Origin of the sequence: Bernardetia sp., assembly GCF_020630935.1 — a bacterium.
GTDB lineage: Bacteria > Bacteroidota > Bacteroidia > Cytophagales > Bernardetiaceae > Bernardetia.
The window spans coordinates 1-25,509 of record NZ_JAHDIG010000067.1 but is presented as its reverse complement, the minus strand read 5'-3'; the positions used below and the strand labels follow the sequence as shown (position 1 = coordinate 25,509).

The 25,509-nt window shown below is 33.4% G+C and carries 25 protein-coding genes; 18 read left to right on the top strand and 7 right to left on the bottom strand.

The genetic code is table 11. The features are described from left to right. On the top strand, positions 1 to 530 hold a 530-nt coding region (locus QZ659_RS16420; protein WP_291727436.1), incomplete at its 5' end, for a DUF1835 domain-containing protein. A 3-nt stretch (positions 531 to 533) separates the two neighbouring features. Here the strand turns inward: QZ659_RS16420 and QZ659_RS16415 are convergent. Next, on the bottom strand, positions 534 to 1,193 hold the full coding sequence (locus QZ659_RS16415) for an NUDIX hydrolase (RefSeq protein WP_291727434.1): 660 nt from the start codon (positions 1,191 to 1,193) through the stop codon (positions 534 to 536). Positions 1,194 to 1,316: 123 nt separating this feature from the next. On the opposite strand from QZ659_RS16415, the gene QZ659_RS16410 reads away from it, so the two are divergent. The 8 genes from QZ659_RS16410 to QZ659_RS16375 all read left to right on the top strand — a co-directional run bounded on the left by QZ659_RS16410 (position 1,317) and on the right by QZ659_RS16375 (position 6,513). Further along, entirely contained in the window at positions 1,317 to 2,231 is a 915-nt protein-coding gene (locus QZ659_RS16410) for a carbon-nitrogen hydrolase (protein WP_291727432.1), read from the top strand. A 67-nt stretch (positions 2,232 to 2,298) separates the two neighbouring features. Further along, complete coding sequence (locus QZ659_RS16405) at positions 2,299 to 3,378, top strand: sodium-dependent bicarbonate transport family permease (protein ID WP_291727430.1); 1,080 nt, start codon at positions 2,299 to 2,301, stop codon at positions 3,376 to 3,378. A 16-nt stretch (positions 3,379 to 3,394) separates the two neighbouring features. Next, positions 3,395 to 3,772 carry a hypothetical protein gene (locus tag QZ659_RS16400; RefSeq protein WP_291727428.1) on the top strand — a complete coding sequence of 126 codons (378 nt, stop codon included), beginning with the start codon at positions 3,395 to 3,397 and terminating at the stop codon, positions 3,770 to 3,772. Positions 3,773 to 3,793: 21 nt separating this feature from the next. Then, positions 3,794 to 4,285: a hypothetical protein gene (locus QZ659_RS16395; protein ID WP_291727426.1), complete on the top strand. Its 492-nt coding sequence runs from the start codon at positions 3,794 to 3,796 to the stop codon at positions 4,283 to 4,285. Next, positions 4,275 to 4,664 carry a hypothetical protein gene (locus tag QZ659_RS16390; RefSeq protein WP_291727424.1) on the top strand — a complete coding sequence of 130 codons (390 nt, stop codon included), beginning with the start codon at positions 4,275 to 4,277 and terminating at the stop codon, positions 4,662 to 4,664. Before QZ659_RS16395 ends, QZ659_RS16390 begins: the two co-directional genes overlap by 11 nt. A gap of 62 nt (positions 4,665 to 4,726) precedes the next feature. Further along, entirely contained in the window at positions 4,727 to 5,239 is a 513-nt protein-coding gene (locus QZ659_RS16385) for a hypothetical protein (protein WP_291727422.1), read from the top strand. A 45-nt stretch (positions 5,240 to 5,284) separates the two neighbouring features. Continuing rightward, positions 5,285 to 5,803, top strand: coding sequence for a shikimate kinase (locus tag QZ659_RS16380; protein WP_291727420.1), 519 nt, complete (start codon positions 5,285 to 5,287; stop codon positions 5,801 to 5,803). After that, the gene (locus tag QZ659_RS16375) at positions 5,800 to 6,513 is read left to right on the top strand and encodes a phytanoyl-CoA dioxygenase family protein (RefSeq protein ID WP_291727418.1); all 714 of its coding nucleotides are present in this window, start codon (positions 5,800 to 5,802) and stop codon (positions 6,511 to 6,513) included. The genes QZ659_RS16380 and QZ659_RS16375 overlap by 4 nt, the downstream gene beginning before the upstream one ends. A gap of 313 nt (positions 6,514 to 6,826) precedes the next feature. Here QZ659_RS16375 and QZ659_RS16370 read toward each other — a convergent pair whose 3' ends face one another. Further along, on the bottom strand, positions 6,827 to 7,798 hold the full coding sequence (locus QZ659_RS16370; RefSeq protein ID WP_291727416.1) for a hypothetical protein: 972 nt from the start codon (positions 7,796 to 7,798) through the stop codon (positions 6,827 to 6,829). A gap of 57 nt (positions 7,799 to 7,855) precedes the next feature. Here QZ659_RS16370 and ruvC point away from each other — a divergent pair, with 57 nt between their 5' ends. Beyond that, positions 7,856 to 8,410 carry a crossover junction endodeoxyribonuclease RuvC gene (gene ruvC / locus QZ659_RS16365; protein ID WP_291727414.1) on the top strand — a complete coding sequence of 185 codons (555 nt, stop codon included), beginning with the start codon at positions 7,856 to 7,858 and terminating at the stop codon, positions 8,408 to 8,410. A gap of 83 nt (positions 8,411 to 8,493) precedes the next feature. On the opposite strand, the gene QZ659_RS16360 is transcribed toward ruvC, so the two are convergent. Next, the gene (locus tag QZ659_RS16360; RefSeq protein WP_291727413.1) at positions 8,494 to 9,342 is read right to left on the bottom strand and encodes a M23 family metallopeptidase; all 849 of its coding nucleotides are present in this window, start codon (positions 9,340 to 9,342) and stop codon (positions 8,494 to 8,496) included. A gap of 245 nt (positions 9,343 to 9,587) precedes the next feature. Between QZ659_RS16360 and ppk2 the strand changes: the two genes are divergently transcribed. From ppk2 to hemH, 6 genes are all read left to right on the top strand, one after another. Further along, positions 9,588 to 10,379: a polyphosphate kinase 2 gene (ppk2, locus tag QZ659_RS16355; RefSeq protein WP_291727411.1), complete on the top strand. Its 792-nt coding sequence runs from the start codon at positions 9,588 to 9,590 to the stop codon at positions 10,377 to 10,379. 155 nt (positions 10,380 to 10,534) lie between these two features. Then, positions 10,535 to 13,114, top strand: a complete 2,580-nt coding sequence (locus tag QZ659_RS16350; protein WP_291727409.1) for a tetratricopeptide repeat protein — start codon at positions 10,535 to 10,537, stop codon at positions 13,112 to 13,114. A 15-nt stretch (positions 13,115 to 13,129) separates the two neighbouring features. Then, positions 13,130 to 13,660: a hypothetical protein gene (locus QZ659_RS16345; RefSeq protein ID WP_291727407.1), complete on the top strand. Its 531-nt coding sequence runs from the start codon at positions 13,130 to 13,132 to the stop codon at positions 13,658 to 13,660. A gap of 91 nt (positions 13,661 to 13,751) precedes the next feature. Beyond that, positions 13,752 to 15,665 carry an ATP-dependent DNA helicase RecQ gene (locus tag QZ659_RS16340; protein ID WP_291727405.1) on the top strand — a complete coding sequence of 638 codons (1,914 nt, stop codon included), beginning with the start codon at positions 13,752 to 13,754 and terminating at the stop codon, positions 15,663 to 15,665. A gap of 202 nt (positions 15,666 to 15,867) precedes the next feature. Continuing rightward, entirely contained in the window at positions 15,868 to 16,926 is a 1,059-nt protein-coding gene (locus QZ659_RS16335; protein WP_291727403.1) for a hypothetical protein, read from the top strand. A gap of 137 nt (positions 16,927 to 17,063) precedes the next feature. Continuing rightward, complete coding sequence (gene hemH, locus QZ659_RS16330; protein ID WP_291727401.1) at positions 17,064 to 18,116, top strand: ferrochelatase; 1,053 nt, start codon at positions 17,064 to 17,066, stop codon at positions 18,114 to 18,116. A 100-nt stretch (positions 18,117 to 18,216) separates the two neighbouring features. Here the strand turns inward: hemH and QZ659_RS16325 are convergent, their stop codons facing one another. From QZ659_RS16325 to QZ659_RS16315, 3 genes are all read right to left on the bottom strand, one after another. Beyond that, positions 18,217 to 19,086 carry a hypothetical protein gene (locus tag QZ659_RS16325; protein ID WP_291727399.1) on the bottom strand — a complete coding sequence of 290 codons (870 nt, stop codon included), beginning with the start codon at positions 19,084 to 19,086 and terminating at the stop codon, positions 18,217 to 18,219. A gap of 28 nt (positions 19,087 to 19,114) precedes the next feature. Then, entirely contained in the window at positions 19,115 to 20,068 is a 954-nt protein-coding gene (locus tag QZ659_RS16320) for a hypothetical protein (protein ID WP_291727397.1), read from the bottom strand. Between the two features lie 105 nt (positions 20,069 to 20,173). Beyond that, entirely contained in the window at positions 20,174 to 20,722 is a 549-nt protein-coding gene (locus QZ659_RS16315; protein WP_291727395.1) for a hypothetical protein, read from the bottom strand. 261 nt (positions 20,723 to 20,983) lie between these two features. Between QZ659_RS16315 and QZ659_RS16310 the strand changes: the two genes are divergently transcribed. After that, positions 20,984 to 22,537 (top strand): hydroxymethylglutaryl-CoA reductase, encoded by a 1,554-nt coding sequence (locus QZ659_RS16310; RefSeq protein ID WP_291727393.1) that lies wholly within the window; start codon positions 20,984 to 20,986, stop codon positions 22,535 to 22,537. A 154-nt stretch (positions 22,538 to 22,691) separates the two neighbouring features. On the opposite strand, the gene QZ659_RS16305 is transcribed toward QZ659_RS16310, so the two are convergent. Further along, on the bottom strand, positions 22,692 to 24,824 hold the full coding sequence (locus QZ659_RS16305) for a SurA N-terminal domain-containing protein (protein WP_291727391.1): 2,133 nt from the start codon (positions 24,822 to 24,824) through the stop codon (positions 22,692 to 22,694). Between the two features lie 384 nt (positions 24,825 to 25,208). On the opposite strand from QZ659_RS16305, the gene QZ659_RS16300 reads away from it, so the two are divergent. Then, positions 25,209 to 25,409 carry a hypothetical protein gene (locus tag QZ659_RS16300; RefSeq protein ID WP_291727390.1) on the top strand — a complete coding sequence of 67 codons (201 nt, stop codon included), beginning with the start codon at positions 25,209 to 25,211 and terminating at the stop codon, positions 25,407 to 25,409. Positions 25,410 to 25,509 lie beyond the last annotated feature (100 nt).

Here is a 25,509-nt window from a genome sequence, read left to right as displayed (position 1 = left end):
AGAAAATACAAGCTATTCCTTCTAACTCAAAAGTTTATATGTGGTTTGAAGATGACTTGTTTTGTCAAGTTAATTTTTGGTTTGTAGCTTCTCTTTTAATAGAAAAAAAAGAGGATAGTTTATTATTCTTAGTGCGTCCAAGTGAGCATAGTCCGTATAGTTTTGGTCATTTGAAAGAGTCTGAATTAATTTCTAGTTATGAAAATGGCATTCCTTTAAACAAAAACATAGAAGAAATATCCTCACTTTGGCAATTTTATAAACAAAATGACCTTCAAAATTTACTAAAAACAGCACAAACTCTTTCTTCAATATATCCTTTTATCCTTCAAGCAGTAGAAGCTCATATAGAACGCCAACCTAGTCATAATAAATTAGGCAGACCAAAAGAGAGCATTATCCAAATAATGAAAGAGTTAGATACTAAAGAGTTTGCACCTATTTTTAGAGAGTTTACAAAGCGAGAGGCTATCTATGGCTTTGGCGACCTACAAGTCAAACGTATGTTTGAAGAAATTATAAATTCTTAAACATTACTCAATTTCTTCTATTAGATGTAAAAACTCACTTAGCATCATGGCTGTTGCCCCCCAAATAGAATCATCATTGACAGCAAAATAAGGAACATCTATAGTAATTTTATTGGGTAATGTAACCTGTTTTTGCATACGCAAATTTGGGTCTTTGAGCGATGAGAGAGGAGCTTCAATAATTCTATCTACTTCTTTTGGGTCTGGAATAAAACTTGGCTTTTCTCTCATAAATCCCACAAAAGGTGTTACCATAGAATCGCTAGGAGGAATATATAAGTCTGATAAACTGCCCAAAATATTGGTTTTGGGTACGATAACGCCAATTTCTTCCTGTGTTTCTCTGATAGCAGTCATCATCAAGTTTTCGTCTTGCTCTTCTCTTCCTCCCCCTGGAAGTCCGATTTGTCCTCCATGATTGTGTATTCCTTCGTACTGTGGGCGCAATACTAAAGGCATCTTCCAATCAAATTTTTCATTGCCATCTTCATCTTGATACGGATAGAGTAACATTAAAACAGCTGCAATTCGTGTTTTTTTACGTTCTTTGTATTGAAATGACAATTCTTTTGTTCGTGCCGAAGATTCCATCAAGCGTTGTGCTTTTTCAGCAGGACGAGCAGGAGAGTCCAATCTATTTTTTAATTTTTGTATAAAATCCATATAAATCAGTTAGCAGTTATCATTAAACAGTTACCAGTAGTTTCAAACGTTGTATCTTCGATATTTGTTTTTATACACAACCTAATCCATTCGTAATTGCACTATTCGTAATTTATAAAATATATGAAAAATCTAAAAGTCGGTTTAGTACAACAAAAATGTACGACCAATAGAGAAGAAAATATCAAGAAAAGCCAAGAGGGCATTAGAGAATGCGCCAAAAATGGAGCAAATTTAGTTGTCTTGCAAGAACTTCACAACAATGTCTATTTTTGTCAGTGTGAAGATGTAAATTATTTTGACCTTGCCGAAACTATCCCTGGTCATACTTCTGATGCTATTGCACAAACAGCTAAAGAATGTGGAGTTGTAGTGGTGGCTTCTATTTTTGAAAGAAGGGCAGCAGGAATTTATCACAATACAGCCGTAGTATTGGAAAAAGATGGAACAATTGCAGGAACATACCGAAAAATGCACATTCCAGACGACCCAGCCTACTATGAAAAGTTTTATTTTACTCCTGGTGATTATGAAAAAAGAGGTGTAGATGATGCAGGGGCAGGTTTTGAGCCGATTGATACTTCTGTTGGACGTTTGGGAATATTGGTATGTTGGGATCAGTGGTATCCAGAAGCAGCACGACTAATGGCACTTGCTGGCGCAGAGGTTTTGATTTATCCGACAGCTATCGGTTGGGAACACGACGACACACAAGACGAAAAAGACAGACAACGCAATGCTTGGATTATTTCCCAACGAGGACACGCAGTCGCTAATGGTTTGCCTGTTATTTCAGTAAATCGTACAGGCTTTGAAGAAGACATTACTGGCGTTACTAAAGGCATTCAGTTTTGGGGAAACAGTTTTGTTACAGGCTCACAAGGCGAGTTTTTATTTGAAGGAAGTCAAGACAAAGAAGAAAATACGGTGGTAGAAATTGACATGAAACGCAGCGAAAATGTCCGTCGTATTTGGCCTTTCCTTAGAGACAGACGCATTGATGCCTATTCAGATTTATTGAAGCGATATAGAAGTTGAAAATAATTTTATTTGCTGTTCTTCTCAAAACTTCTCATTCCTAATTTTTCATTATTAATTTATCTAAATGAATCTTGATTTACTGCTCTCCAATCTTACCAATCCAACTCTTCTATTTTTCGTACTAGGAATTTTGGCTGTCAAGGTAAAAAGTGACTTAGAAATTCCTGCTGGTTCAGTCAAATTTATTTCTCTGTATTTACTCTTTTCTATCGGTTTCAAAGGAGGTCAAGAACTTTCACATAGCAATTTTGATATAGAAATTCTTTCTTCACTTTTGTTTGGTATTTTTCTCTCTGTGATTGTTCCTTTTTATACATTTTTCATTCTAAAACGTAAACTTTCCATTGAAAATGCTGGTGCGATTGCAGCCTCTTATGGTTCGGTAAGTGCCGTTACGTTTGTCGCTGCTGCTTCTTTCTTAGAAATCCAAAAACTTTCTTTTGGTGGACACATGGTTGCTGTTATGGCACTAATGGAAGCTCCAGCTATTATTGTAGGAGTAGCTCTTATTATGCTCTACAATAAAAAAGAACAAGAGGAAGAATTAGAAGAAAAAGCCATAGAAATAGATAAAAATGATTATGAACCTCAAATTATTCCTACCCAAGACTTTGAAATGGATGATAGCTATGATGCTGCTCCTCCTCAAAAAATATCTTCTAAGGCAAAACTAAAATCTATCATTATTCATTCTTTTACCAATGGCAGTGTTCTGATGGTGTTGGGAAGTCTGGTTATCGGACTGATTGCAGACGAGAAACAAGCCGAAGGAATCAAACCTTTTACCACTGATATTTTTAAAGGGTTTTTGGCTATTTTTCTTTTAGCAATGGGAATTGAAAGTGGAAAGAAATTGAGTGCTTTCTTAAAATCAGGTTGGTTTGCAGCACTTTTTGCGATTATTATTCCCATTTTTAATGGTTCTCTGACGGCAATAGCAAGTGAACTAATCACAGACGATGTTGCCAACCGTTTTATTTTTGCTATTTTGGCAGCGAGTGCTTCTTATATTGCCGTTCCTGCTGCAATGAAAATAGCTGTTCCGAAAGCAAACTCTGGTCTTTTTATTCCGATGGCTCTTGCCGTTACATTTCCGTTTAATATCACTATCGGAATGCCTATTTACTTTATGTTGATTCAGTAAATTTAGAAATCAAAAGATGTCTAGTGGGTTTATAGAAATCAATGATAAGAAAACATTTAGTGCAAGATGGACTATTTATGATAAGATTTTGCACCTTCTTATTACAGAATTAAGTCAGATTGAGGATGCAGAAGTTCAAAGTGTGTCTTGCTTTCTTCAATCTTATACACCTCCTCAAAATATGGACAAAGACTTAGAAATGGGTTGGGGATTTATTACAAGTGATGATGTGGTTGCTCGTATCGTACCTCTTTCAGAACTAAATGATAAACAAAAAGAAATATTTTGGGGAGGGGTTGAAACTGTTTACGCTAAACTTACACATCAAAAAAAGATAAATTCTACAATTAAGATTCAATCTGATTTGATTAAAGAATTATTGAGTTTGAGATAAATCTCTATAAATAACTGTTCTATGTACACAAGCCTTTTTTTATACAAAGAAATAGAAGATGGGTATCAGTTTTACGTATCTGAATTTTCTACTTTAGATGCTCTAAAGCTATTCCCTAAAGACTTAGAAATCGAAATTATAGAATTTGGAGCAACTTGGTATAAAAACTTTGGTTTTGCCACTGAAAAAGATATTCCAATCCTCTCAACAATAAAGGAAATGGTTAGTTTTCTAGAAAATGAAGGAGACATAGGCTTAGTTTATTTTGAGATGAGAATGAATAAATATGGAATATTATCATCGCATGATGATGGAGAATGTAATTTGAAACTAAACTCTAAATCCGAATTACTTTCAATTATCAGAAAAATTCTTCCTTTACCTTATCAGAATAAATTATTAGCACAGTTATTAAAATATCCAAATCAATATTTAAAAATAGAGGAGACAGGAAATATCATAAACTACCCAACTTTTGACGATTATCTGAAAGCAAGAAGAAATGAAGAGTAAAAGACTAAACGTACAAGAACAAAATAACAAGACTAAGAGTCGCATTTTATCAGAAGCAAAATACTGGAGAAAAAATGGTATCCCTCAAGGACTTGAATATTTTTTAAGAGAAAAAAACATTGATTCAAATACGTCCATATTTTTAGAATATGAACAAGACTACGAAGGTATCAGTACAGATGAAGGAATTATTGTAACTACTGAAAATAAATTTATAAGATTTTCAATGGACTTAAACAGCGATAAAACTGAACTAATATTTTTGGACAGATGGGAAGATATTACACAACGGTATGAAATTTCGGCGCATAAAAGAGGTAGTGGAAAAACATATGGATTTTTAACCTTAGAAGTTTTACAAGAGTTGAATCAAGTTTAAATAAAACTTACTATTATTTCTCCATCTTTTTTCATAGTTTTGGTTATCTGTAAATAAAGTCTATGAAACGCATTCTGATTTCACTCTCCGATTCTGAAAAGGAGCAAAAGGAAGAAAAACTACTACAATGGCTCAAAGAGGAAAATATCCGAACTGAAGCCCTAGATAATTACGTCCAAACAGAAGTAAACGAACAGCTACGCAAAAAAGAACAAGAATCTAAAGAAGATTTGCGAGAAGAAGTAAAAAGTGAAATTAGAGAAGAAGTAGAAGAAAATTTACGTTTCGAAATGAGTAGCCAGACAGAAGAAAAAATTAAAAAAACAAGTAAAAAAATGCGTTTGGTGGCTGTTGTTTCTTTGGGTGTCATCCTTATTTTAGGAGGAATAGCCTTTTTGCAAATGCTAGAAACCGACAAACAAAAAGAACTTTTGAAAGAATCTCAAAAAGAAGCCAAACTTCATCGCCAAGTCGTTCAGCAACTTCAAGATTCGATTATTGCTCGTGAAATGCGACATAAGGCAGTTATCAGTAAACAATTACCCGTTACCAGTGATACTACAAATAGTAAATAGTTCTTGTAGTGTTTAATTTATCATTAACCATTCATCATTCCTAAAATGCTTATTTATTTTATCGGAATGCCAGCATCTGGAAAATCTACTTTTGGCAACTTAGTAGCTCATAAGCTAGGCTACAATTTTTTAGATTTAGACCACTTGATTGAACAAAGAAATACTACTGTCATCCCAAAAATTTTTGAAGAAAAAGGAGAAGTTTTTTTTAGAGAAGAAGAAAAACATGCTCTTCAAACTACATTCAATTTAGAGAAAACTATTGTTGCGACAGGTGGAGGAACACCTTGTTTTTTTGATAACTTAAGCCAAATGAAGAAAAATGGAATCGTTTGTTTTCTAAATGTAGAAATAGAAGTTTTGGCACAAAGAACCTTCAAAGCACAGCAAAAACAACAAGACAATCGTCCACTTTTTAAAGAGGCTAGTTCGTTTGAAAACCTTTTAGAGATGATTACAAAAAAATGGCAAGACAGAAAAAAGTATTATCAGCAAGCTCACTTTGAAATAAGAAATAATGATGTAGAGAGTTTTATAGAAAAATTAGCCCACTTTGAAAGATGAAAAATTATAGAAAAGAACTTCTGCAAAATGGTTTTGCAATTCTTAGACAGACCTATTCTGACAATGAAATAAAACAGATTATTTCTGCCATTGAGAACATAGATATTAATAAAAAGACAGTTAGAAAATCAGCAGACTTATTTGCTATTCGTCAGTTTTTGAAAGATAATGAAACAATTAGACACCTAATTTTTACAAAAAATTTCAAGTCAGTTGTAGAAAAAATAGCAGGAGATGATTTTTTTGTTGTCAAAAGCATTTACTTTGATAAACCTCCGACCTCTAACTGGTATGTTCCTTATCATCAAGATTTAACAATTTCAGTAGATAAGAAAATTGAAACACAAAAATTCAAAAACTGGACGACCAAACAAAATCAGTTTGCCGTACAGCCTCCCGTAGAACTTTTAGAAAATATAATTACACTTCGTATTCATTTGGATAAGACAGATGAAAATAATGGAGCTTTAAGGGTTATTCCAAAATCACATCTCAAAGAAATTTATCCTCCTCAAACTATCGATTGGAATAAAGAAAAACAAGTGATTTGTGATGTAGAAAAAGGTGGAGTAATGCTAATGAAACCTTTGCTTTTGCATAGCTCAAAAAGAACAACTAACAAAAAACAAAGACGAGTAATTCATATAGAACTTTCAAATCAAGAATTGCCATTAGACTTAAATTGGTCAGAGAAAATGACTATAGAATAGCTTCTGAGGTGTTTTTTTTTGTTGTCTTATACCAAAAGACAAACTAACTACACCTAAAAATCGCATCGGTACTGCCCTATGAGGCTGCCTGACAAAAAATAGTTTTTATATTACATTAAATTAAAGCTTATCACGATTATTTACGTAGGTCAGACTTCTAGTCTGACGACAAATACTAAAAAGACTTTATTTCAATCCAAAACCTATGTTTTGGATTTTACAGACCAGTCTGGAAGACTGGTGTACAAAATTAACTGTGATAACATTTACTAAAAGATTTTACATATTGATTTTAAAAACATTGAAGGTAGTTCTATATCAGATGAGTATTTTTTTTGCCTTTTAAAAGTAATACTGAACCTATCAAAACAGGAAAACCAATATTGATAACCCAAAGTAAAAACGTAAGGCTTATAACTTTACTCTCGCCCAAAGAACTAAAAAAATAGAGAGCTGTGGCTTCCCTCACGCTAAGTCCGACCAAAAAACCACCTACTGGCAAAACTGATTTTGCAGCAAACAAAAGGCTAGAGCCGACAAGTATTTTATCTATAGAAAGCGAAAAATTAGCTGCTTCAAATATCAAAATCATCTGAATTAGAAAAACGCTATAACGTAGCAAGGCAAAAAATGTAGTGTTGATAATATCCGTTTGAGAATACTGACTAGCAAAATAAAGATTTTTTTGCAGCCAAATTATAATTTTACTTTTATTTTTGCTGTCCTTACCAATGCCTACTAAATTATATGAGCATTTTTTATAAAAAAATAGTCCCAACAAATAAAAAAAAATCCAAGAAGCAAAAAGCAGAAAGGTAAAAAAGATTTCCAATTCAAAAAATTGACTTATTCCGAATATTCCTCCTAGCATCGTAACCCAAAATTGTAACCCACCATTTACAAGCAATGCACCAGCAGAGTGAAACCGACTTTTTTGAGGAAGATGTCTAATTCTGCCAAAGAAATTTCCTAAAGGTAAAAAAGTAGAAAGAGAAAGTCCTATCCAAACGCTTTTTAGAGATTCTAACAAAGTAGTTTTTGCTAATGGTTTTATCAAAATCTGCCATTTTTTCGCCTCTAAAAGCCAATTTAGGAGCATTAAAAGAAAAACAGAAAACAAAATTGCTTTGTTTTTTTGCAATTCGCTATATAAATCAGTTATTTGTAAAAAAAAAGACTGATGACTTTTGAGTTGAGCATATAAATACCACCACGCAAATAGCATCAATAACAAATTCAAAACTCTGAAAAGTATTTTTCTATAATTTTTATTGTCTTTTTTCATTATTAAAACTGTTTAAAAGCAATAAATTCGAAATTATATAACTCCATTCAATCAATTATGCAACCAACTTCTTTCGACCAAATTATATTAGGAATAGACCCTGGAACTGTTGTTTTGGGATATGGTGTTTTGGGTATCAAAGATGATAAAATGTATCTCATTCAATTTGGCGTAATCAAATTATCTCAATGGAAAGACCACTATGTACGCCTACAAAAAATATTTGATAGGATAAGCCTAATTATTGAGGAATTTAAACCACAACAAATGGCTTTAGAAGCTCCTTTTTTTGGAAAAAATGTTCAGTCTATGCTCAAACTTGGACGAGCGCAAGGCGTTTGTATGGCTGCTGCTCTTTCTCGTGGCGTTTCGGTAGAAGAATATGCTCCTAGAAAAGTCAAACAAGCGGTTACTGGAAAAGGAACTGCTTCAAAAGAACAAGTCGCCAATATGCTACAAACCCTACTCTCCTTCGATGAAATCCCTGACCTTTTAGATGCTACTGATGCTGTTGGTGTGGCTGTTTGCCATTATTTTCAACAAAATGCACTTCTTCCCAAAAGCACATCGTGGGCAGCCTTTTTGGAAGAAAACCCAGATAGAATGGGATAAGCCAATTTAGAGTTCTGATTTAGGAACTTAGATTGAAATACAAATTCAGATTTCTGATGTTAGAATAGAAAACCAATTTCAGTTTAAAACGAAATAAAATCTTGTGGATTAACAGGATTTCCCTCATACCAAAGTTCAAAGTGTAAGTGAGGACCATCTGTAAGCTCACCCGAGTTTCCGATAACTGCCACAGGGTCGCCAGCTTTTACTGTTTCTCCTACTTTTTTAAGCAAAACAGAATTGTGTTTATAGAAAGAAACAAGTTGATGCTTGTGTTGAATAGCGAGCGTGTGTCCAGAGTCTTGTGTCCAAGAAGATAAGATAACTGTTCCATCGGCTGCAGCCTTAATAACTTCATTTTTTGGCGCAACTACATCTACTCCAAAGTGAGCATTTTCAGAATTATACTTGTTAGTAACAATGCCAGAAATAGGTGAGAAAAATAAAATTTGTTGTAGCTCTCCTTTTGAAGTTTTTAGTCCTTTACTTTTTTGTCCTTCTTTTTCAAACTGCTTTCGGAATGCCAAATCGACAGAATCTCTTTCGGTCAAGTCTATATCTTCCGAATTGATGATAGTAGCAGCAGAATCATCTGAAACTTCATTTTTAGGAGGTTCTCCTCCCAAAATCTGTTTTAAATTTTCATAATATGCATTTTGTTCTGCTAAAATTGCCTCTAAAGAATCTGATTTTTCCATCAGTTTAAAAAGCCTTGCTTGTGGATTTTCTGAAACTGATATCTGATAGTCTGCAATTGCACTCGCTATAAAATAAGAAGGAATAAAAACAAGAATTGAAAATGCAGCTACAACTACTACTACCTTTGCAAGATTGAAACGAATGGTTCTTTTTTCTTGAAAGTTTTCCTCATCACGGAGTATCATCAAATAATGGTGTGTAAACCATTGCCAAAATGTCTTTTTCTGCCCCAAAACTCTAATAGTGATTAATGATTAATTATTAGTGATTAATTGAATTACTCTTTTTAAAATTGTTTAAGACTTGAGGGCTGCATTTTGAGCCTCAACGATGGTTATTTTATATTCTTAAACAACTTCTTTAAATATTTTTCTATCTTTATTAAAAAACTCTTCATTTTTTGAACAACTCAATTACTTATGCACAAAAATACAGATTTTTAGAGAGTTTCTAAACTATTTTAGCAAACCTTATCATTATGAAAACAAATATCAACTACGACAAAGAACTTATTAGGCTTCAAAGAGAACTGGTCAAACTCCAATTTTGGGTAAAGAAAAAAGGCTTGAAAGTCGCCATAATTTTTGAAGGAAGAGATGCAGCAGGAAAAGGTGGCACAATAAAAAGAGTTTCAGATGCTCTAAACCCTCGTTTTTGTAAGATTGTCGCCTTAGACAAACCCACAGAAAAAGAAGCCTCTCAGTGGTATTTTCAGCGTTATGTAGCACATTTACCTTCAGCTGGCGAAATTGTTTTGTTTGATAGAAGTTGGTACAATCGTGCTGGTGTCGAACGTGTGATGGGTTTTTGCACAGAAGAAGAATATCAAGAGTTTTTACGCTCTTGTCCAGAATTTGAAAATATGCTGATTCGTTCGGGTATTATTCTGATAAAATATTGGTTTTCTGTTAGTCCAGAAGTACAAAAAAGAAGGTTTGAAGAACGCACCATGCTCCCTAGAAAACGATGGAAACTTAGTGGAATGGATTTGAAAGGTAGGGAAAAGTGGCACGACTACTCCAAAGCTAAAGATACTATGTTTGCCCATACTGATACTAAAACCTCGCCTTGGAATGTTATCGATGCTGACCATAAAAAATCGGCTCGTCTGAATTGTATTAGTCATATTTTGACCCAAATAGAATATGAAAATGTATTGCCCAAACCTGTAGAAATTCCAGATATTGATGAGCAAAATCATTATGCCCGAACGCCCATAGATGAGCAGAAATTTGTCCCTAAAATTTACACAAAAGAGAGTTTTAAGTAGCTTTTTTGTAATAAAAAAGCTATTTTGATTACTTGTTAGTAGTACACTGTTTGCATTGCTGTTGTTTCTGCTAACAAATCATTTTCAATTTATAATATACATTGAATAAAAAATAAACACTACTTACCATAACTATCAGGATTAAATAAAAAAACATGAAGATTCGCCATGCGATTGTGCTATTGAGCTGTATTTTTTTCTCTATGAATACACTTTATGCACAAGAACAAGCTATTATTGATTCTTTACAAGCAATCATTGATAAAGAGAATATTTCTATAAAAGATAAAGTTGATACTTATAATGAACTTGCTAACCAAGTTTCCTTAAACGATTCTACAACTCTTTTTTCCTACATTGATATATCTATTAAATTAGCTCTAGAGAATAATTATGTAGAGGGATTTATAGATGCAAAAAATATAGCTGGATATTATTATATAAGCCAACATAACTTTGAAAAAGCTCAATCCATGTATGAAGCTAATATAAAAGAGGCTAAAGAAAATAACTATAAAGAAGGAGAAGCTGACGCTTACTATGCTTGGGGAAAACTTTACAGAACACAACGAAATTATACAAATGCCATCGAAAAATACAATGAAGCCGTAGGTATTTATAAAACTATAGACAACAAAGAAAAAATTGGCTCTATTTATAAAGATATCGGACTTGTCTATATTTATCTTGGAGAGTATGACAAAGCTATCATTTCATACAAAACTGCTATTCATAACTTCAAAGAAATAGGAAACGATAAAGAAATGGCAAGTATTTATAATAACATTGGAGTTGTTTATAAACGAAAAAGTGAATATGATAGAGCATTGGAATATTATGAGAAAGCTATAGATATTGAACAAAAACTAGGTAATGACACAGGAATTGTAAAGTTGTATAACAACTTAGGAAGTATGCAAGAAGCTAGAGGGTTTTATGCTCAAGCTATGCAATATTATCAGAAGTCTTTAAAAATTAAGGAGAAATTAGGAGATAAAGAAAGTTTAGGAGTTGCTTATGTCAATATTGGAAGTATTCACCAAGTACAAGCCTCTTACGATTTAGCTTTAGAATATTACCAAAAAGCTAAAGAACTCTACAAGGAAGCAGACAGTCAAGAGTATCTTTCATATGTCTATATACACTTAGGAAATGTCTATGAACTGAAAAACGAATATGATATTGCCACTATGTATTATGAAAAAAGCCTAAAGCTAATGGAAGAACTGGGTGATAAAAGTGGAAAGGCAACTATCTATCAAAGTTTTATGACCCTAAATCTAATAAAAGAGCAGTATCAAACAGCCATAGAGTTTGGGAAATTATCCGTACAAATAAGAGAAGAACTAGGCGAAAAGGCTACATTAGCAACCTCTTACATAGATTTGGGAAAAGTCTATTTTCAAATGAAAAACTATAAGAATGCTCTTCCTCTCTTGAATAAAGGCGTAGAGTTAGGCAAACAATATCACGAATTACAAGCTGTACGTAGTGGTGCAGAAATGCTTTCCAAAATCTATTCAGAACAAGATAATTATCAACAAGCCTATAAAAATGAGATATTGTTTAGAGAGATGAAAGATAGCCTATCTAATACAGAAAACACAAAACTAATTACTCGCCTAGAATCGGAATATGCTTTCAAAAAAGTAGAAGACTCGCTTCATAAAGAAAATATTGTACAAGCCGAGCAAATCGAAAAAGATAAAATTGAAGCTAAATTTCAGCGTAATATCAATATTTTGGTTCTCATTATTTTAGTTATTGTAGTAATAACTGCTGTATTTATTTATCGCAGTCAGAGCAAGACAAAAAAACTAAATAGTCAGTTGAACAAGCAAAAGAAAGAATTAGCAGAAGTGAACGGCGAACTTCAAGGGCTAAATGAAGAATTACAACAAAACCAAGATGAAATTATTGCTCAAAGAGATTCTATTGAATCTCAAAATCAACTTCTTGAAGAACAAAATCAAAACATAGCGCATAGCATCAACGCTGCTCAAACCATACAAGCTGCTATCTTGCCTTATCAAGAGCGTATGAAAAAAGAGCTAGGAGAATATTTTATTATCTATCGTCCTCGTGATGTAGTTTCTGGAGATTTTTATTGGTTGGGAAATCTAAAAGGCAAAACCATTATTGGTGCATTGGACTGTACTGGACACGGTGTTTCGGGTGCATTTATGAGTATGATAGGTTTTACTTTGCTCAATGAAATCATCAATACAAGGAAAGTTACAGAACCTGCCAAAATTTTAGAGCAACTAAGAAACGATATTAGAAGAGCTTTAAGGCAAAATGAAACAGGAATGAGCAACGGAATGGATGCTGTTTTTATTACCATAGAAGATGATGAAACTGCTTCTATGAAAAAAGTTACCTTTGCAGGAGCAAAATGTCCGTTGTGGTACGTAAATGCAGAAAAAAATAAAGTAGAGAAGATAAAAGGAAGTAATATTTCTATTGGTTTGGATTATAAAGAAGTTCGTAATTTTGAATCAACTACTTTATTACTACCAAAAGACAGTCTATTATATTTTGGTTCAGATGGAATCATAGACCAAAACGATAACAATAAAAAGAAATTTGGCTCTATCAGATTAAAAGAGTTTTTTCAAGAAAGTCATCACTTACCACTTGAAGAGCAAAAACAAAAACTAGAAGAACAAATAGATGCCCACATGCAAAATACCAAACAACGTGATGATATTTTATGGATGGGAGTGAAAATATGATTAGATACTACAATAATGAAAGAAATAATTGATAAACTGATTGTTTATGGTATTATAGATACTAAAAAGGTAGAAGGCAAGAGTTACACAGAAATTGAAAATTACAATATTGTAAACATCATAATAGAAGAGAATTTTTCTGAAGACAGATTTTTTCTTTTCTCTTATGAATGGGGGGCTGGTCATTTCTTAGACTGTCCAGAAGCCTTAGATTTTATAAGTAATCCGACAGAATTACTTATATATGATTTAGCTAAATTTACTAATTTCTTCTTTGACCCTAAATCAATAATATTTTCCTACTCAGAAAATAATTGTACTCTATCTTTCAATCAAGATGGAATAGAATACTTCGAAGAAATAAAAGATGTAGGAACTCTACCGACGGCTATAAAAATGATAAACGCTGCCATTCAAAATAGAAATCGTAATAATCCTTTATTTTATTCTCTTTCGCTGGGGGAATATTTTGGTTTCGTACTATTAAATGAAGAACAACACAGCTTTTTGAAACAATTAGATGTAGTATATGAACCTCTATGGTAGTAAAAAACCTTTTGTTTGAATACTTCTTTACATTATGTATTTTCAATTTAAACTCAACTGATTACTATTTACTGACAACTGGTAACTGATTATGCTCCCACAACAAATTCTAAAAAAATACTGGGGCTACGATGCTTTTCGTCCGATGCAGGAAGAGATTATCAATTCTGTTTTGGAAGGTAATGATACGCTTGCACTTTTGCCAACAGGTGGAGGAAAATCGATTTGTTTTCAAGTGCCTGCGATGGCATTGGAGGGAGTTTGTATTGTCGTTACGCCACTTATTGCGCTGATGAAAGACCAAGTTTTTCAGCTTAACAAACGTGGTATTTCAGCAAAAGCAATTTATTCTGGAATGTCGAAGCGAGAAATTGATATCATATTGGATAACTGTGTGTATGGAAAAAATATCAAGTTTCTTTATCTCTCTCCCGAACGACTCAAAACAGATTTATTTAAAGAGCGAGTAGCCAAAATGAATGTTGGCTTACTTGCCATTGATGAGGCGCATTGTATTTCACAATGGGGATATAATTTTCGTCCTGCTTATTTAGAAATTGCAGCTATCAGAGAGAAAATTACGAATGTTCCTTGTATTGCCCTTACAGCTACGGCGACTTTGCAAGTCAGAGAAGATATCCAAGATAAGCTAGATTTTAAAGACAATAAGAAAGTATTTACCAAAAGTTTTTCAAGAGCAAACCTTTCTTATTCTGCATTTTTGGAAGAGAATAAAAACCAAAAAATGCTACAAATCTTGAATAACGTAAGAGGAACAGGAATTATTTATGTTCGGAATCGGAAGCGTTGTAAAGAAATTGCGCTTTGGCTTCGACAGCAGAAAATTTCAGCCGATTTTTATCACGCTGGACTTACGCACGCACAGCGCAACCACGTACAAGAATCGTGGATAAGTGGAAAAATTCGTGTCATTGCAGCAACGAATGCCTTCGGAATGGGAATAGATAAGCCAGATGTCAGAACAGTTATTCATACTGACTTACCAGATTCTTTAGAAGCCTACTATCAAGAAGCAGGCAGAGCAGGACGAGACGAAAAAAAGGCGTATGCCATTGCCCTTTTTGACAACAATGATTTAATCAACTTAGAAAAACGAACAGAGCAAGCCCACCCAGAACCAAAAATTATTAAGAAAGTCTATCAAGCCTTAGCCAATTATTTCAAAATTGCTGTGGGAAGTTTTCCAATAGAGAGTTTTGATTTTGATATGGAAGAGTTTTATCGTCGCTTTTCAATTCCCTATATAGAGTCCTATAATTCTATAAAAATTTTAGAGGAACAAGGATTTTTGCAGCTTTCAGAGAGTTTTTATACACCTTCCAAAATTTGGATAAAGGTAGATAATGCTACACTTTATAACTTTCAAATTGCCAACCCAAAATCAGATACAGTTATCAAAGGAATTTTACGTGCCTATGGAGGAGCTTTTCAGCAATTTATTTCTATTTCTGAACAGAATCTTTCTAGGTTTCTAAAAATGCCAAAAATGGAAGTAGTAGCACAGTTAAACTATCTAGCCCAGCAAAATATCATCGATTATCAGCCTCAAAAAGATGTTCCTCAACTTTCTTTCCTTACACCTCGCCACAATGCAAATGATTTGCCGTTGGATTTAGAATTTTTGAAAGTAAGAAAAAAGGAAGCTATGCAAAAAGCATTTTCGGTAATTAATTATGTCAGCAACGATATGCGCTGCCGAACACAGATTCTGCTTCATTATTTTGGAGAAAAAACAGACGAAGTATGTGGCGTTTGTGATAATTGTATCAAGAATAAAAAGGCTGCAAATGGAACAGCAAAAAATGAAAGCGAAGATATAAAAACTCAAATTTTAGAAAAAATTGCTTCTCACTCTATTCCTGTTCACAAGCTACAACAGCATTTTAAAAATTTGGATGCAACAATTTTAGGAAAAATCATTCAAGAAATGGTTGCAACTGGAATAATTCAATATGATAAGAGTGGGAATTTAATCTCAAAATAATCTGCATAGGAATACGTTTTATCAAAGTCTAATTGGTCTATTGAAGTTATCATAATTTTGGCTGCTTGGTTTCATATAAAAATACGTAATTTATGATACTAAAACTCTATTCTTTTAAAAAAATTCATTTATGAATATCTCACATTATTTTCTACTCCTTAGTATAGTTTTCTTTTATACCTGTCCCTTTGCAAAAGCAACTATGGATATTGACCTTTACGAAGATACTAAAAATATACATTTAGAATATTGGTCTTTTGGTGAAGAGTTTGAAACAGACAACAAAGGACAAATTTTAATTGACCTTGCCCAAAAACTTATCGAAGACTCTGATAGTCCAAATTTACAAGTTGCTATAAATATAAATAGTTTTGCAGGACATCAAAATTTTTATTACACCTTAGGCTATAGCCAATTTAAGGCTTGGAAAATGGGCGATATGAAAGATGAAAATTATGAAGGTTTAGTAATTTATGTAAAAGACAAAGATATTTACATAAAGAAAATTCTTACTATTCTAGCAAACGCTTTAGACAAAATAGAAGATATAAAATCTAATCAGACTAAAATTCTTAAAGAAAAACGACATTCGCCTAGTAACAATCCTCAATACGATACACTACTTTCTATTTCAGAAAAAGAAGTAGAAAAATATACTTCTACCAGTAATGAAAAAGTAGATTTGTTAGCAAATGAGAAAATCTATGTAAATGAAATATCAGAATTAGACTATTACTACAAAGATTATAAGTTTCATATTTATACTACTAGGAACTACTCTAATGAAGATGCCATAAGTAAAAAAGAAACAGAATTATTAGTGGTTGATAACCTATTAGAGATTATAGGTAATTATCAGAATGGTTATCTAGTTTTTATAAACGATAGTACGTTTCACTACCTCACACTATACAACGGCAAAACAAAAGGAGAATATACAATTGAGGGAATCAGAACAGCTAGAATGCCTATTTATAATTATAAATACAAGTCTGAACCAATGAACTTTTTACTGATGAGAGTAGCAGATTATGATACAGTTCATCAAGTGTTATTTTTACCAGATAGTAACTTAGTGATTCCAAATTATGCTTACGACCCTTTTTCTAAAAAGAATTTAGAGGCTGCTATCAAAAAACAGAGAGAAAAAGAATCCAAACTAAAAAATAATTTTGAGTTTGATTATCAAATAGCATTTTATATCTCTATGATTATTATTTCTAGCTTAATTGTATGGATTTGGCGACAAAACAAAAGCTAATTTTTCCCTATTTTTGCAGTCAAATAAAAAAGATTTAAAAACCCTTTTGCTTCTCACAAAGTTAGCAGACCCTAAACGACGGCTTTAGTTCTCGTTTACGGTTGATAAAAATAACAAAAGAATATAGAAACAGCTTTATGAAAAATGCTCCTATCGGTGTCTTGATAGTCAATTTAGGAACGCCAGATTCTCCCAAAACGCCAGATGTTAGAAAATATTTACGTGAATTTTTATTAGATGGACGAGTAATAGATATTGCTGCTCCTCTTCGTTACGGACTTGTCAATGGGATTATTGCCCCTTTTCGTGCGCCCAAATCGGCTGCAGAATATAAAAAGCTATGGACAGATAGAGGTTCTCCTTTGCTTTATCATGGCATAGATGTAGTAGAAAAACTACAAAAATCACTTGATAATCATTCAGACAAAGAAACTGACAAGTCTAAAAGAGAAAAATATGTAGTTCGCCTAGCCATGCGTTACCAAAGTCCATCGTTAACCAATGCTCTGAAGGAAATGCAAGAAATAAATTGCAAAAAAATCATTGTTATTCCGATGTTTCCTCAATATGCTTCGGCTTCTACGGGTTCGGTATTGGAGCGAGTAATGCAAATTGTTTCAAAATGGGAACTCATTCCAGAAGTTTCTTTTGTAGATGCATATCCAGCAGATAAAAAAATGATTCAAGCCTTTGCGCTTCAAGGAAAAGAGCTTTTGGCAAAGCACGATTACGACCATTATGTTTTTTCTTATCACGGTTTGCCACAGCGCCAACTCAAAAAAGCAAGCTCGTACTGTAAAATAGGGACATGTTGTAATTCCTATAATGCTACTAATCGCCTTTGTTATAGAGCTCAATGTTATGAAACTTCTCGCCACCTAGCAAAAGAACTTGGCATCACAGAAAAAGACTATACTGTTTGTTTTCAGTCTCGTTTGGGTTCAGACCCTTGGATTCCACCTTATACTGACGATGTAATTAAAGAGATTTATGCGAAAGGATATAGGAAAATTATTGTATTCGTACCTTCTTTTGTAGCTGATTGTTTAGAAACTACTGTAGAAGTAGCTGAAACCTACCATGAAGATTTCTTAGAACTTGGTGGAGAACGTTGGGATATGGTAGAAAGTCTCAACTCGCATCCTCTATGGATAGAATCTTTAGAGGATATGGTTTTAGAAAGAAGTTAAGATACACACCCTAAGGATTTAACAAACCCTTAGGGTGTTTTAACTTAAAAAAACAAGCTATTAATGCTTAAAACATTTCTAAAAAAGTCTAATATATTCATTAGGGCAAAAGTAAATGAGGTTCTTCTTCCTCTGCATCTAGTGAAGCATACAAATAACTGTAATCATTCATTCCCTTCAACAAAAACTTAGTTTTTCTCAAATCAATTCTAACACTATCCGACCAATCATAGAGTGTTTCTACCAACGAACTAAGTTGGCGTGGCGCAAGATAAAATGAGAAAAACATAGAACCTTTTGTATAAGAAACACGCAGTTTGTAGTTATTTTTTTCTTTAGAAATGAGTTCTATTTCTTCTATTTTGTATTTAGCTAAAGTTACTTTTTGCTCTTTGTAAGGCATAAAAACGATAATTTGGTCTTTTTCTATGCTTATCTGTGGTTTTTCTGACTTATCGACACTTTTTAAACTTCTACTTAGAAATTCTCCAATAAATCCTATTCCTGTAATCAATAAGAATAGCATAAATACAGAACTACTAAATGAGAGAAGATAGCATAAAATAGCAACCAATAACAGAGATGTTACAAACAACACCAGACGTAACATTGAGTTCTTAGACTTTTTTCTAAACTCCTTCATATCCAAACTAGAAAGTACCCAAGGCAAAGTTTTTAAACGAGTATCAAACTCTTTCCAGTCTGAAATGCTGTGTAAATAGGCTTTAAAATATTCTCGTTTAGATTTTAGATTTAATGTTTTTCTGACAGGGAAAACAGCTAATGTCCTGTTCTGATTGCAATGCCGCCCCCCCAAATATTCCCATGTATCTTTCAAAAAAGCAGATTTGCATTCATTGCAAAAAACTATCTCGTCTCCTGCCACAATCAAGTCTCCAGTAATGGGGTCTTGACGGTTTTGCCCTAAAAAATCAGCGTGAGTTTGTTTGTCTATTTTATGAATGTGCATACGTTGAGGTGTTGATTGTTAGAAAGCATTAGAAGTTATGCACCCAAATATTTTTATATTTTTTTTCTAAGTAGGCTAGTCTATATTGTAAATGTTCTGGAATTTCTTCAAAACGAATTAGTGTGTGCTGTGAAGTTTGGCGAACTCTTTTCAAAATTCCCTCTATATGTACGAACATATGGTTAGCTAAGGCTTCCTCTGTCTTTTTCTTATCAGTCTTTAAACCAAAACTTACCATTTGTCCATCTTGTGTAGAAATAGAAATGATAGTCATACCATAAAAAAAAGTGAGTTGTTTTACATCTTGATAGTCAATAGTATATGCTTTTTCCAAAAGATGATAATACACAAAAATACAGTTTTTGTGAAAAATTAGTAAGGGGTGAGAGTCTTTAACCCCTGCATCTGCATCAACATCTATGGCTTCATTGTGAATATTTATCCAAACGGCAAGATAGCCAAGGGCAGCCATCAACATATACATAAAATTTATAACAGTAAATGAAAGGGCAATCCAAACCAAAAAGAAAATCAAAACGCCCCAAGTTTTTAGAAAATAATCTGCCTTTTTCCAAAAAAGCTGCTTGAAGTCTACGTTTCTAAGTTCATTTTCTATTATGTCTAGACTAATATCAAAACTAACTTTTCGCTCTTTCCAATATTTAGACTTTATAACTCTCTTACCAACTTTTTCATAAGAGTTATCTCTAATATTTCGGATTACAGAAGGCAACGTACCAAATATTTTCTCGTTCGTACTTAGGTTTAAAGCTCTTTCTTGTGGAAAACTAGATAATGTCTTTTTACTATCACAATGCTTTCCTCCTAAATATTCCCATGTATCTTTCAAAAAAGCAGACTTACACTCGTGGCAAAAAACGATCTCATCTCCTGCCACAATCAAGTCTCCAGTAATGGGGTCTTGACGGTTTTGTTTGAGAAAGTGAGCGTGTTTTTTCTTATGAATTTTATAAACGTGCATAGAAGAAAATTAAATCAAAAATATATCTTCTCATTTACGAAAAAATCCTTTTTACTGTTGTATAAGTAAAAAGGATTTAAAAAAAGTCATTAAATTATTTATTCCTTACTCATAAATCCTATCAATTACCTGCATATTTTGAGGCATACGAGGTTCTATCTTGTACAAATTTTCTTGTAAGCCTTTAAAAAAAGCCTTCTCAAAATAACTAACTAAATAAAGAGCTGCAAGTGGCATTCCCTTAAAATAATATTTTCCACGCCAACGCAAATCACACCCTCTTTTTGTTGGAGTTATTTCTACAATCGCACGCCCTTTGAGGGGATGTTCTGCCACAGGCTCATAAACAAAATATTTTCCATAATGAGCTTCTGTAATGTAATAGTGATGTACTTTGGCAAAAAGAGGTGTTTTATAAACAGCCATTACCTTATTTCCAGCAGCTATACCAGCACTTTCTAGTTCTTCTAAGTGTTGAATCCAAAGCTCACTTTCTTTTGAATTGCGAAAAGCTTCTTCTATGTATGTCCAGAGTACAGTAGGCGAAAAATTGGTTTTGAAAGTATAATCAAAACTAATTTCTTTTGGTTTTTTCCACCAATAGGACGCACCAGCAGCCAGTGCAGCTCCCAATAAAAGTGTTCTCTTTTTCATAAATATAATTTAAGCAGTAATCTATAGCCTACCATTTTTATTCTCAAAATTACAGTTTTTTTCTAAAAGTAAAAGATAAAACTCTCTTTATGAGAAAGTAGGCAAGCAAATAATTTTTGGTGTATTAAAAAAAAACCAAACAATTTGCTAATTCATTATAAAATAAGTTGTATTATCAACGGTTTTTTATAATATTAGCTTAACGTTTGAATAAAATTCACATAAAAATTAAATTTTTACACAAACCTTATAGCAAAACCTATGCAAATACCAAGTTTAATCCTAAAACAACTCTACACACGAGGAAGTTTACAAAATACGGAAAGTGGAGTACAATTTACTATCAAAAACCGTTTGAGTGATGCAAAATTTAGCGAGCTTTTGAGTGTTGAGATAAATGGAAAAGAAGTTCCGATGAGCAATATTCAAATCGATATGGGTGATGGAAACATAATAGACCCTACTTCTATGGATGCTGACAATCCTGTCGACTTCCCACTTAGTAAGAGTTTCAATGTTTTGGCTAATATCGACAAATTACCAGAAGCAAAGCATAATATTCGGATTTCTTTTGTTGCTAATCCGTTTGGAAAGCTAAAGTTTGATGTACAAGATGCGATTTCTGGTTTTGGAGAATCAGAAGTCAAAATTCCTAGAGATAAAAACGATGACTATTCTGAAAGTGCTATCAAGACAAGACAAGATTTTGTTGAGAAAGTTACTGGCAAAAAACTAGAACACGTAACAAAACATTCTTTCGACCCACACATGTTAGCTGGAAACTGTGAGCATTTTGTAGGTGTAGCACAAATTCCGATGGGTATTGCAGGTCCTATTACAGTACACGGAGAACACGCAAAAGGAGATTTTTTAATTCCGATGGCAACCACAGAAGGAACACTTGTAGCTTCTTATAACCGTGGTATGAAGGTACTTAATCTTAGTGGTGGAGTAAAATGTACAGTCATTGGAGATGCTATGCAGCGTGCGCCTGTTTTTGTTTTTAAAGATGCTCGTGGAGCGAGAGATTTTGTGGCGTGGACAAAGAAAAAAGAGGTTTATGAAAAAATTGCAGAAGAAGCAGAAGCAACTTCTAGTGTCGCTAAGTTACACGATATTGATTGTTATTTATCAAACAAATTTGCTTACCTACGTTTCAACTACAAAACAGGAGATGCAGCAGGTCAGAATATGGTAGGACGTGCAACATTTGCAGCTTGTAGTTGGATTTTAGATAACTACGACCAAAGTAAGTTAGAACATTTCTACCTAGAATCTAACTTTGCAACAGATAAAAAAGCCTCTCAAATCAACGTAATGCGTACTCGTGGTAAGCGTGTGGTAGCAGAATGTACGATTCCTAGAGATGTTTTGATTCAGAATATGCGTGTTGAGCCAGAAGCATTAGCCTATCACGGACAGGTAGCTACCATTGGAGCATTCCTTTCAGGAGCAAATAATAATGGTGCACACTCTGCCAACGGTATTACAGCTATGTTTATTGCTACTGGACAAGACGTTGCCAATGTTTCAGAATCTTCTGCTGGTATTCTTTATTCAGAACTTACACCAGAAAAAGACCTTTATATTTCTATTACCATTCCATCTCTCATTATTGCCACTTATGGTGGTGGTGTTGGTTTAGCAACTCAAAAAGAGTGTCTGGAAATGATGGATTGCTTTGGTAGAGACCGAGTAAACAAACTTGCTGAAATTATTGCAGCTGTTGTACTTGCTGGAGAAATTTCTCTTGGTTCGGCAATCTCTTCTTCTGACTGGGTTTCTAGCCACGAACAATATGGTAGAAATAGATAAATAGTTATGTTGTTTGTGAGGACACCAACAACTAAAATATTTCCTTATTGACGGTTTTGACCTCAATGATGGTTACTAATAAAATTCAACAAAAAAACCTAAGCTGAAAGGCTTAGGTTTTTTTATGGCATATAAAACGAATTGACTTTATATCCTAATAAAAATTATCGATGTTTTCTTCTGTATCAGTAAGCTCTTTGATAGCACGAAGAATACCACTAGAGTTATATGGCTGCTGACGGTCTTGCTCCAATGGAGTTTTGTATTTTGCATAATCAGCTACTTCGCCAGCTTCTGTACGTTTTTCTACTTGCATTATCAATACACCAGATTCATCTGCAATAGGCTTAGATATTTCTCCTTGTTTCAATCCGAAAGCTATACCAACTGCTTTAGGAGCAAAACCTACTCCGTTAAGTGCATTTGTGATGTAAGTATAGTTTTGTTGGTTAAGAATACGAGCTTGGTCGCCAAATTCTTTTGCTATTTCATCAAGTGTACCTGTTTTTCCTTCTAGTTTTGCCATAATCTCTTTTTGCTTCACTTCTTCCAATACTTCACGGCGAACTTGCTCATATACTTTTGCAAGAGGTTGGATACCTTTCTTTGTACGAGATTTCAACACCATTACAATATATTGGCTACCTTGATTGCCATCAATTTCGAATACTTCATCTGAAACTGAACCTACTTTTGTAGTTTCTTCAAATCCCCAACGAATTGCCTGACGAATAGAAGGGTCATAAATATTGTTCATAGAACGAGCATTTTGCTTCACATCATTTGCTTGTAGGCTAAGTAGATTGTACTGCTTTACAAGCTCCTCATATTCTTTGACATTCTTACTAGAAGCCAAATCACCCGCCTGACGGTAAAGTGTCTCACGAGTAGTTTCACTTGGGTCTAACAAACGACTAACAGAAGCTAATAAATATTTGTTTACTTTCTTCAAGCCAGTAACTTTGATGATATGGTATCCAAATCTTGTCTCTACAAGTTCTGGAAGCACACCTTCGTTAGTAGCACCAAAAGAAGCATCTTCAAATGGTTTAACCATTGCACCACGACCAAACCAACTCAACTCTCCACCTTTTACTTTACTTCCTTGGTCATCGCTATGTTCTTTTGCAAGTTCTGCGAAATTACTTCCATTTTTAGCTTGTTCTAAAACTTCTTTTGCTTTTGCTTCAATAACTAATTTTTCTTCTGGACTTTTGCCTTGTGTATTGAATAAAATATGACTTGCTTCAACTGAATCAGCTACTTGTCCTAATTCTTTTACCACTTTGAACATTTTATATGTTCCGTTTGCTGCTACTGGGTCAGCTACAAAGCCAACTTCTATATTTTCTGTTCCCATCTGGTTTTTAACTGCATTTGGAAACGCAGAAGGAGCAAGCTCTGCAAAATTTGCTTCAATTTGTGAATGTTGTGCTATAAAAGATGTATCGTTTTGTGTAGCAGCAAACTTATCCTTGATATTTTCAAGATAACGTTTTGTATCTACACTATCAGCTTTTGAAGGAACGATTGGAATAGAAACATATTCTACTGCAATAGAAGCTGCATCTTCATAATCTTCTTTATGCTCGTTGTAATAAGCATCAATTTGTTCTGGAGTAACAGTTACAGCCGAATCTGGAATATTTGCATAAGGAACATACAAATATTTCAAATCTAACTGGATAGTTTCGTCTTCATAACGACGTTTTGCCTCAGCTTTCGTTACATATACTGACTTACGAAGTAAGTTTTCGTATTTTTCACTTCTACGAGTTTCTGGAAGTTGTTGTTCAAAAACAGCAAACTGTTGTTGTGCTTGAGGAGATTGTTGCTGAAGAGTGCGAATAAAAGCGATTACCTTGTCTTTATCAAAAACACCTGTTTCTGGGTCTGTAAAAGCTTGTTTGATTTGAGGAGAAATATTATTTCCTTGTACCATATCTACAAGTTCCTCATCAGTTACCATAATTCCTAGTTTTTCCCACTCTGGTTTTAAAGCATACTCTTTTACCAATTCGTTCCACGTTTGAGTACGAACAATAGGCATTTGAGATTCGTTGAGTCTTGTCTGTTGCCCAGCTTCCATTCTTTCCTTCATTACTTGGAAAGCATTATTAAAGTCTTGATATTTGATTTCTGTTCCGTCAATTTCTCCGATAACTTGGTCGCTTCCCATTCTGCCAGCACTATTGAAAAGGTCTGTCAGTACAAATGCTGCAAGTGCGCCCAAAATAACTACAAGAAGTAGTCCTGTGCGTTTCTGAATTGCTGTAATTATAGACATAATCTATCGTTATAATTTTTTTTAATATGAATTAATGTGAATTTGAGTGTTTATAATTTTTGATAGTGATTATTTTCTACCAAAAATAAATACCTAAATAGGTAGTTATCAAACTTGTGAAACAGATTTTTGCACTAGGTTTTGATACAACTCTCTTCACAAAATTTTAGTCTGCAAAGGTAGCCAGTTTTATTAAATTATCAAATTTATATAAAAGAATGAGAGGTATTTAATTGCTAAAAAAGTTTATTTTCCAAACTATCTGCGTTTTTATAAGTTACTTTGTAGAAGCAAAACGTCTGTAAAAGTAAAAAGCAGGTAACATCTATTTCCTACTTTTTTGTATTTTTGCAGAAAAATTATTTATCAATAGTTTAGAAATATATGACAACCTTATTATATACTATCGCCCTTGCTGTGGGTTTTCTTATGCTCTATTTTTTAGGAATGGGAGTAAGAATGTTCTTTCAAAAGCAAGGACAGTTTAGAGGAACATGTGCTAGTCAAAGCCCTTTTTTAAAGACAGATGATGGCTCGTGCAGTTATTGTGGCAAATCTGCTGATGAAGTGTGTCCCAACAAATAACTAGCAATTATCAAACCTATAAGAAAATAAAATCTTATAGTTTTTTGGCACTATATGATTTTAGTTGCAAAATCGTAAATTAGGGATTAATTTTCAATTT

Coding starts and splice junctions, on each gene's coding strand:
- QZ659_RS16415 (WP_291727434.1), bottom strand. CDS start 1,193: ATGGATTTTATACAAAAATTAAAAAATAGATTGGACTCTCCTGCTCGT.
- QZ659_RS16410 (WP_291727432.1), top strand. CDS start 1,317: ATGAAAAATCTAAAAGTCGGTTTAGTACAACAAAAATGTACGACCAAT.
- QZ659_RS16405 (WP_291727430.1), top strand. CDS start 2,299: ATGAATCTTGATTTACTGCTCTCCAATCTTACCAATCCAACTCTTCTA.
- QZ659_RS16400 (WP_291727428.1), top strand. CDS start 3,395: ATGTCTAGTGGGTTTATAGAAATCAATGATAAGAAAACATTTAGTGCA.
- QZ659_RS16395 (WP_291727426.1), top strand. CDS start 3,794: ATGTACACAAGCCTTTTTTTATACAAAGAAATAGAAGATGGGTATCAG.
- QZ659_RS16390 (WP_291727424.1), top strand. CDS start 4,275: ATGAAGAGTAAAAGACTAAACGTACAAGAACAAAATAACAAGACTAAG.
- QZ659_RS16385 (WP_291727422.1), top strand. CDS start 4,727: ATGAAACGCATTCTGATTTCACTCTCCGATTCTGAAAAGGAGCAAAAG.
- QZ659_RS16380 (WP_291727420.1), top strand. CDS start 5,285: ATGCTTATTTATTTTATCGGAATGCCAGCATCTGGAAAATCTACTTTT.
- QZ659_RS16375 (WP_291727418.1), top strand. CDS start 5,800: ATGAAAAATTATAGAAAAGAACTTCTGCAAAATGGTTTTGCAATTCTT.
- QZ659_RS16370 (WP_291727416.1), bottom strand. CDS start 7,798: ATGAAAAAAGACAATAAAAATTATAGAAAAATACTTTTCAGAGTTTTG.
- ruvC (WP_291727414.1), top strand. CDS start 7,856: ATGCAACCAACTTCTTTCGACCAAATTATATTAGGAATAGACCCTGGA.
- ppk2 (WP_291727411.1), top strand. CDS start 9,588: ATGAAAACAAATATCAACTACGACAAAGAACTTATTAGGCTTCAAAGA.
- QZ659_RS16350 (WP_291727409.1), top strand. CDS start 10,535: ATGAAGATTCGCCATGCGATTGTGCTATTGAGCTGTATTTTTTTCTCT.
- QZ659_RS16345 (WP_291727407.1), top strand. CDS start 13,130: ATGAAAGAAATAATTGATAAACTGATTGTTTATGGTATTATAGATACT.
- QZ659_RS16340 (WP_291727405.1), top strand. CDS start 13,752: ATGCTCCCACAACAAATTCTAAAAAAATACTGGGGCTACGATGCTTTT.
- QZ659_RS16335 (WP_291727403.1), top strand. CDS start 15,868: ATGGATATTGACCTTTACGAAGATACTAAAAATATACATTTAGAATAT.
- hemH (WP_291727401.1), top strand. CDS start 17,064: ATGAAAAATGCTCCTATCGGTGTCTTGATAGTCAATTTAGGAACGCCA.
- QZ659_RS16325 (WP_291727399.1), bottom strand. CDS start 19,086: ATGCACATTCATAAAATAGACAAACAAACTCACGCTGATTTTTTAGGG.
- QZ659_RS16320 (WP_291727397.1), bottom strand. CDS start 20,068: ATGCACGTTTATAAAATTCATAAGAAAAAACACGCTCACTTTCTCAAA.
- QZ659_RS16315 (WP_291727395.1), bottom strand. CDS start 20,722: ATGAAAAAGAGAACACTTTTATTGGGAGCTGCACTGGCTGCTGGTGCG.
- QZ659_RS16310 (WP_291727393.1), top strand. CDS start 20,984: ATGCAAATACCAAGTTTAATCCTAAAACAACTCTACACACGAGGAAGT.
- QZ659_RS16305 (WP_291727391.1), bottom strand. CDS start 24,824: ATGTCTATAATTACAGCAATTCAGAAACGCACAGGACTACTTCTTGTA.
- QZ659_RS16300 (WP_291727390.1), top strand. CDS start 25,209: ATGACAACCTTATTATATACTATCGCCCTTGCTGTGGGTTTTCTTATG.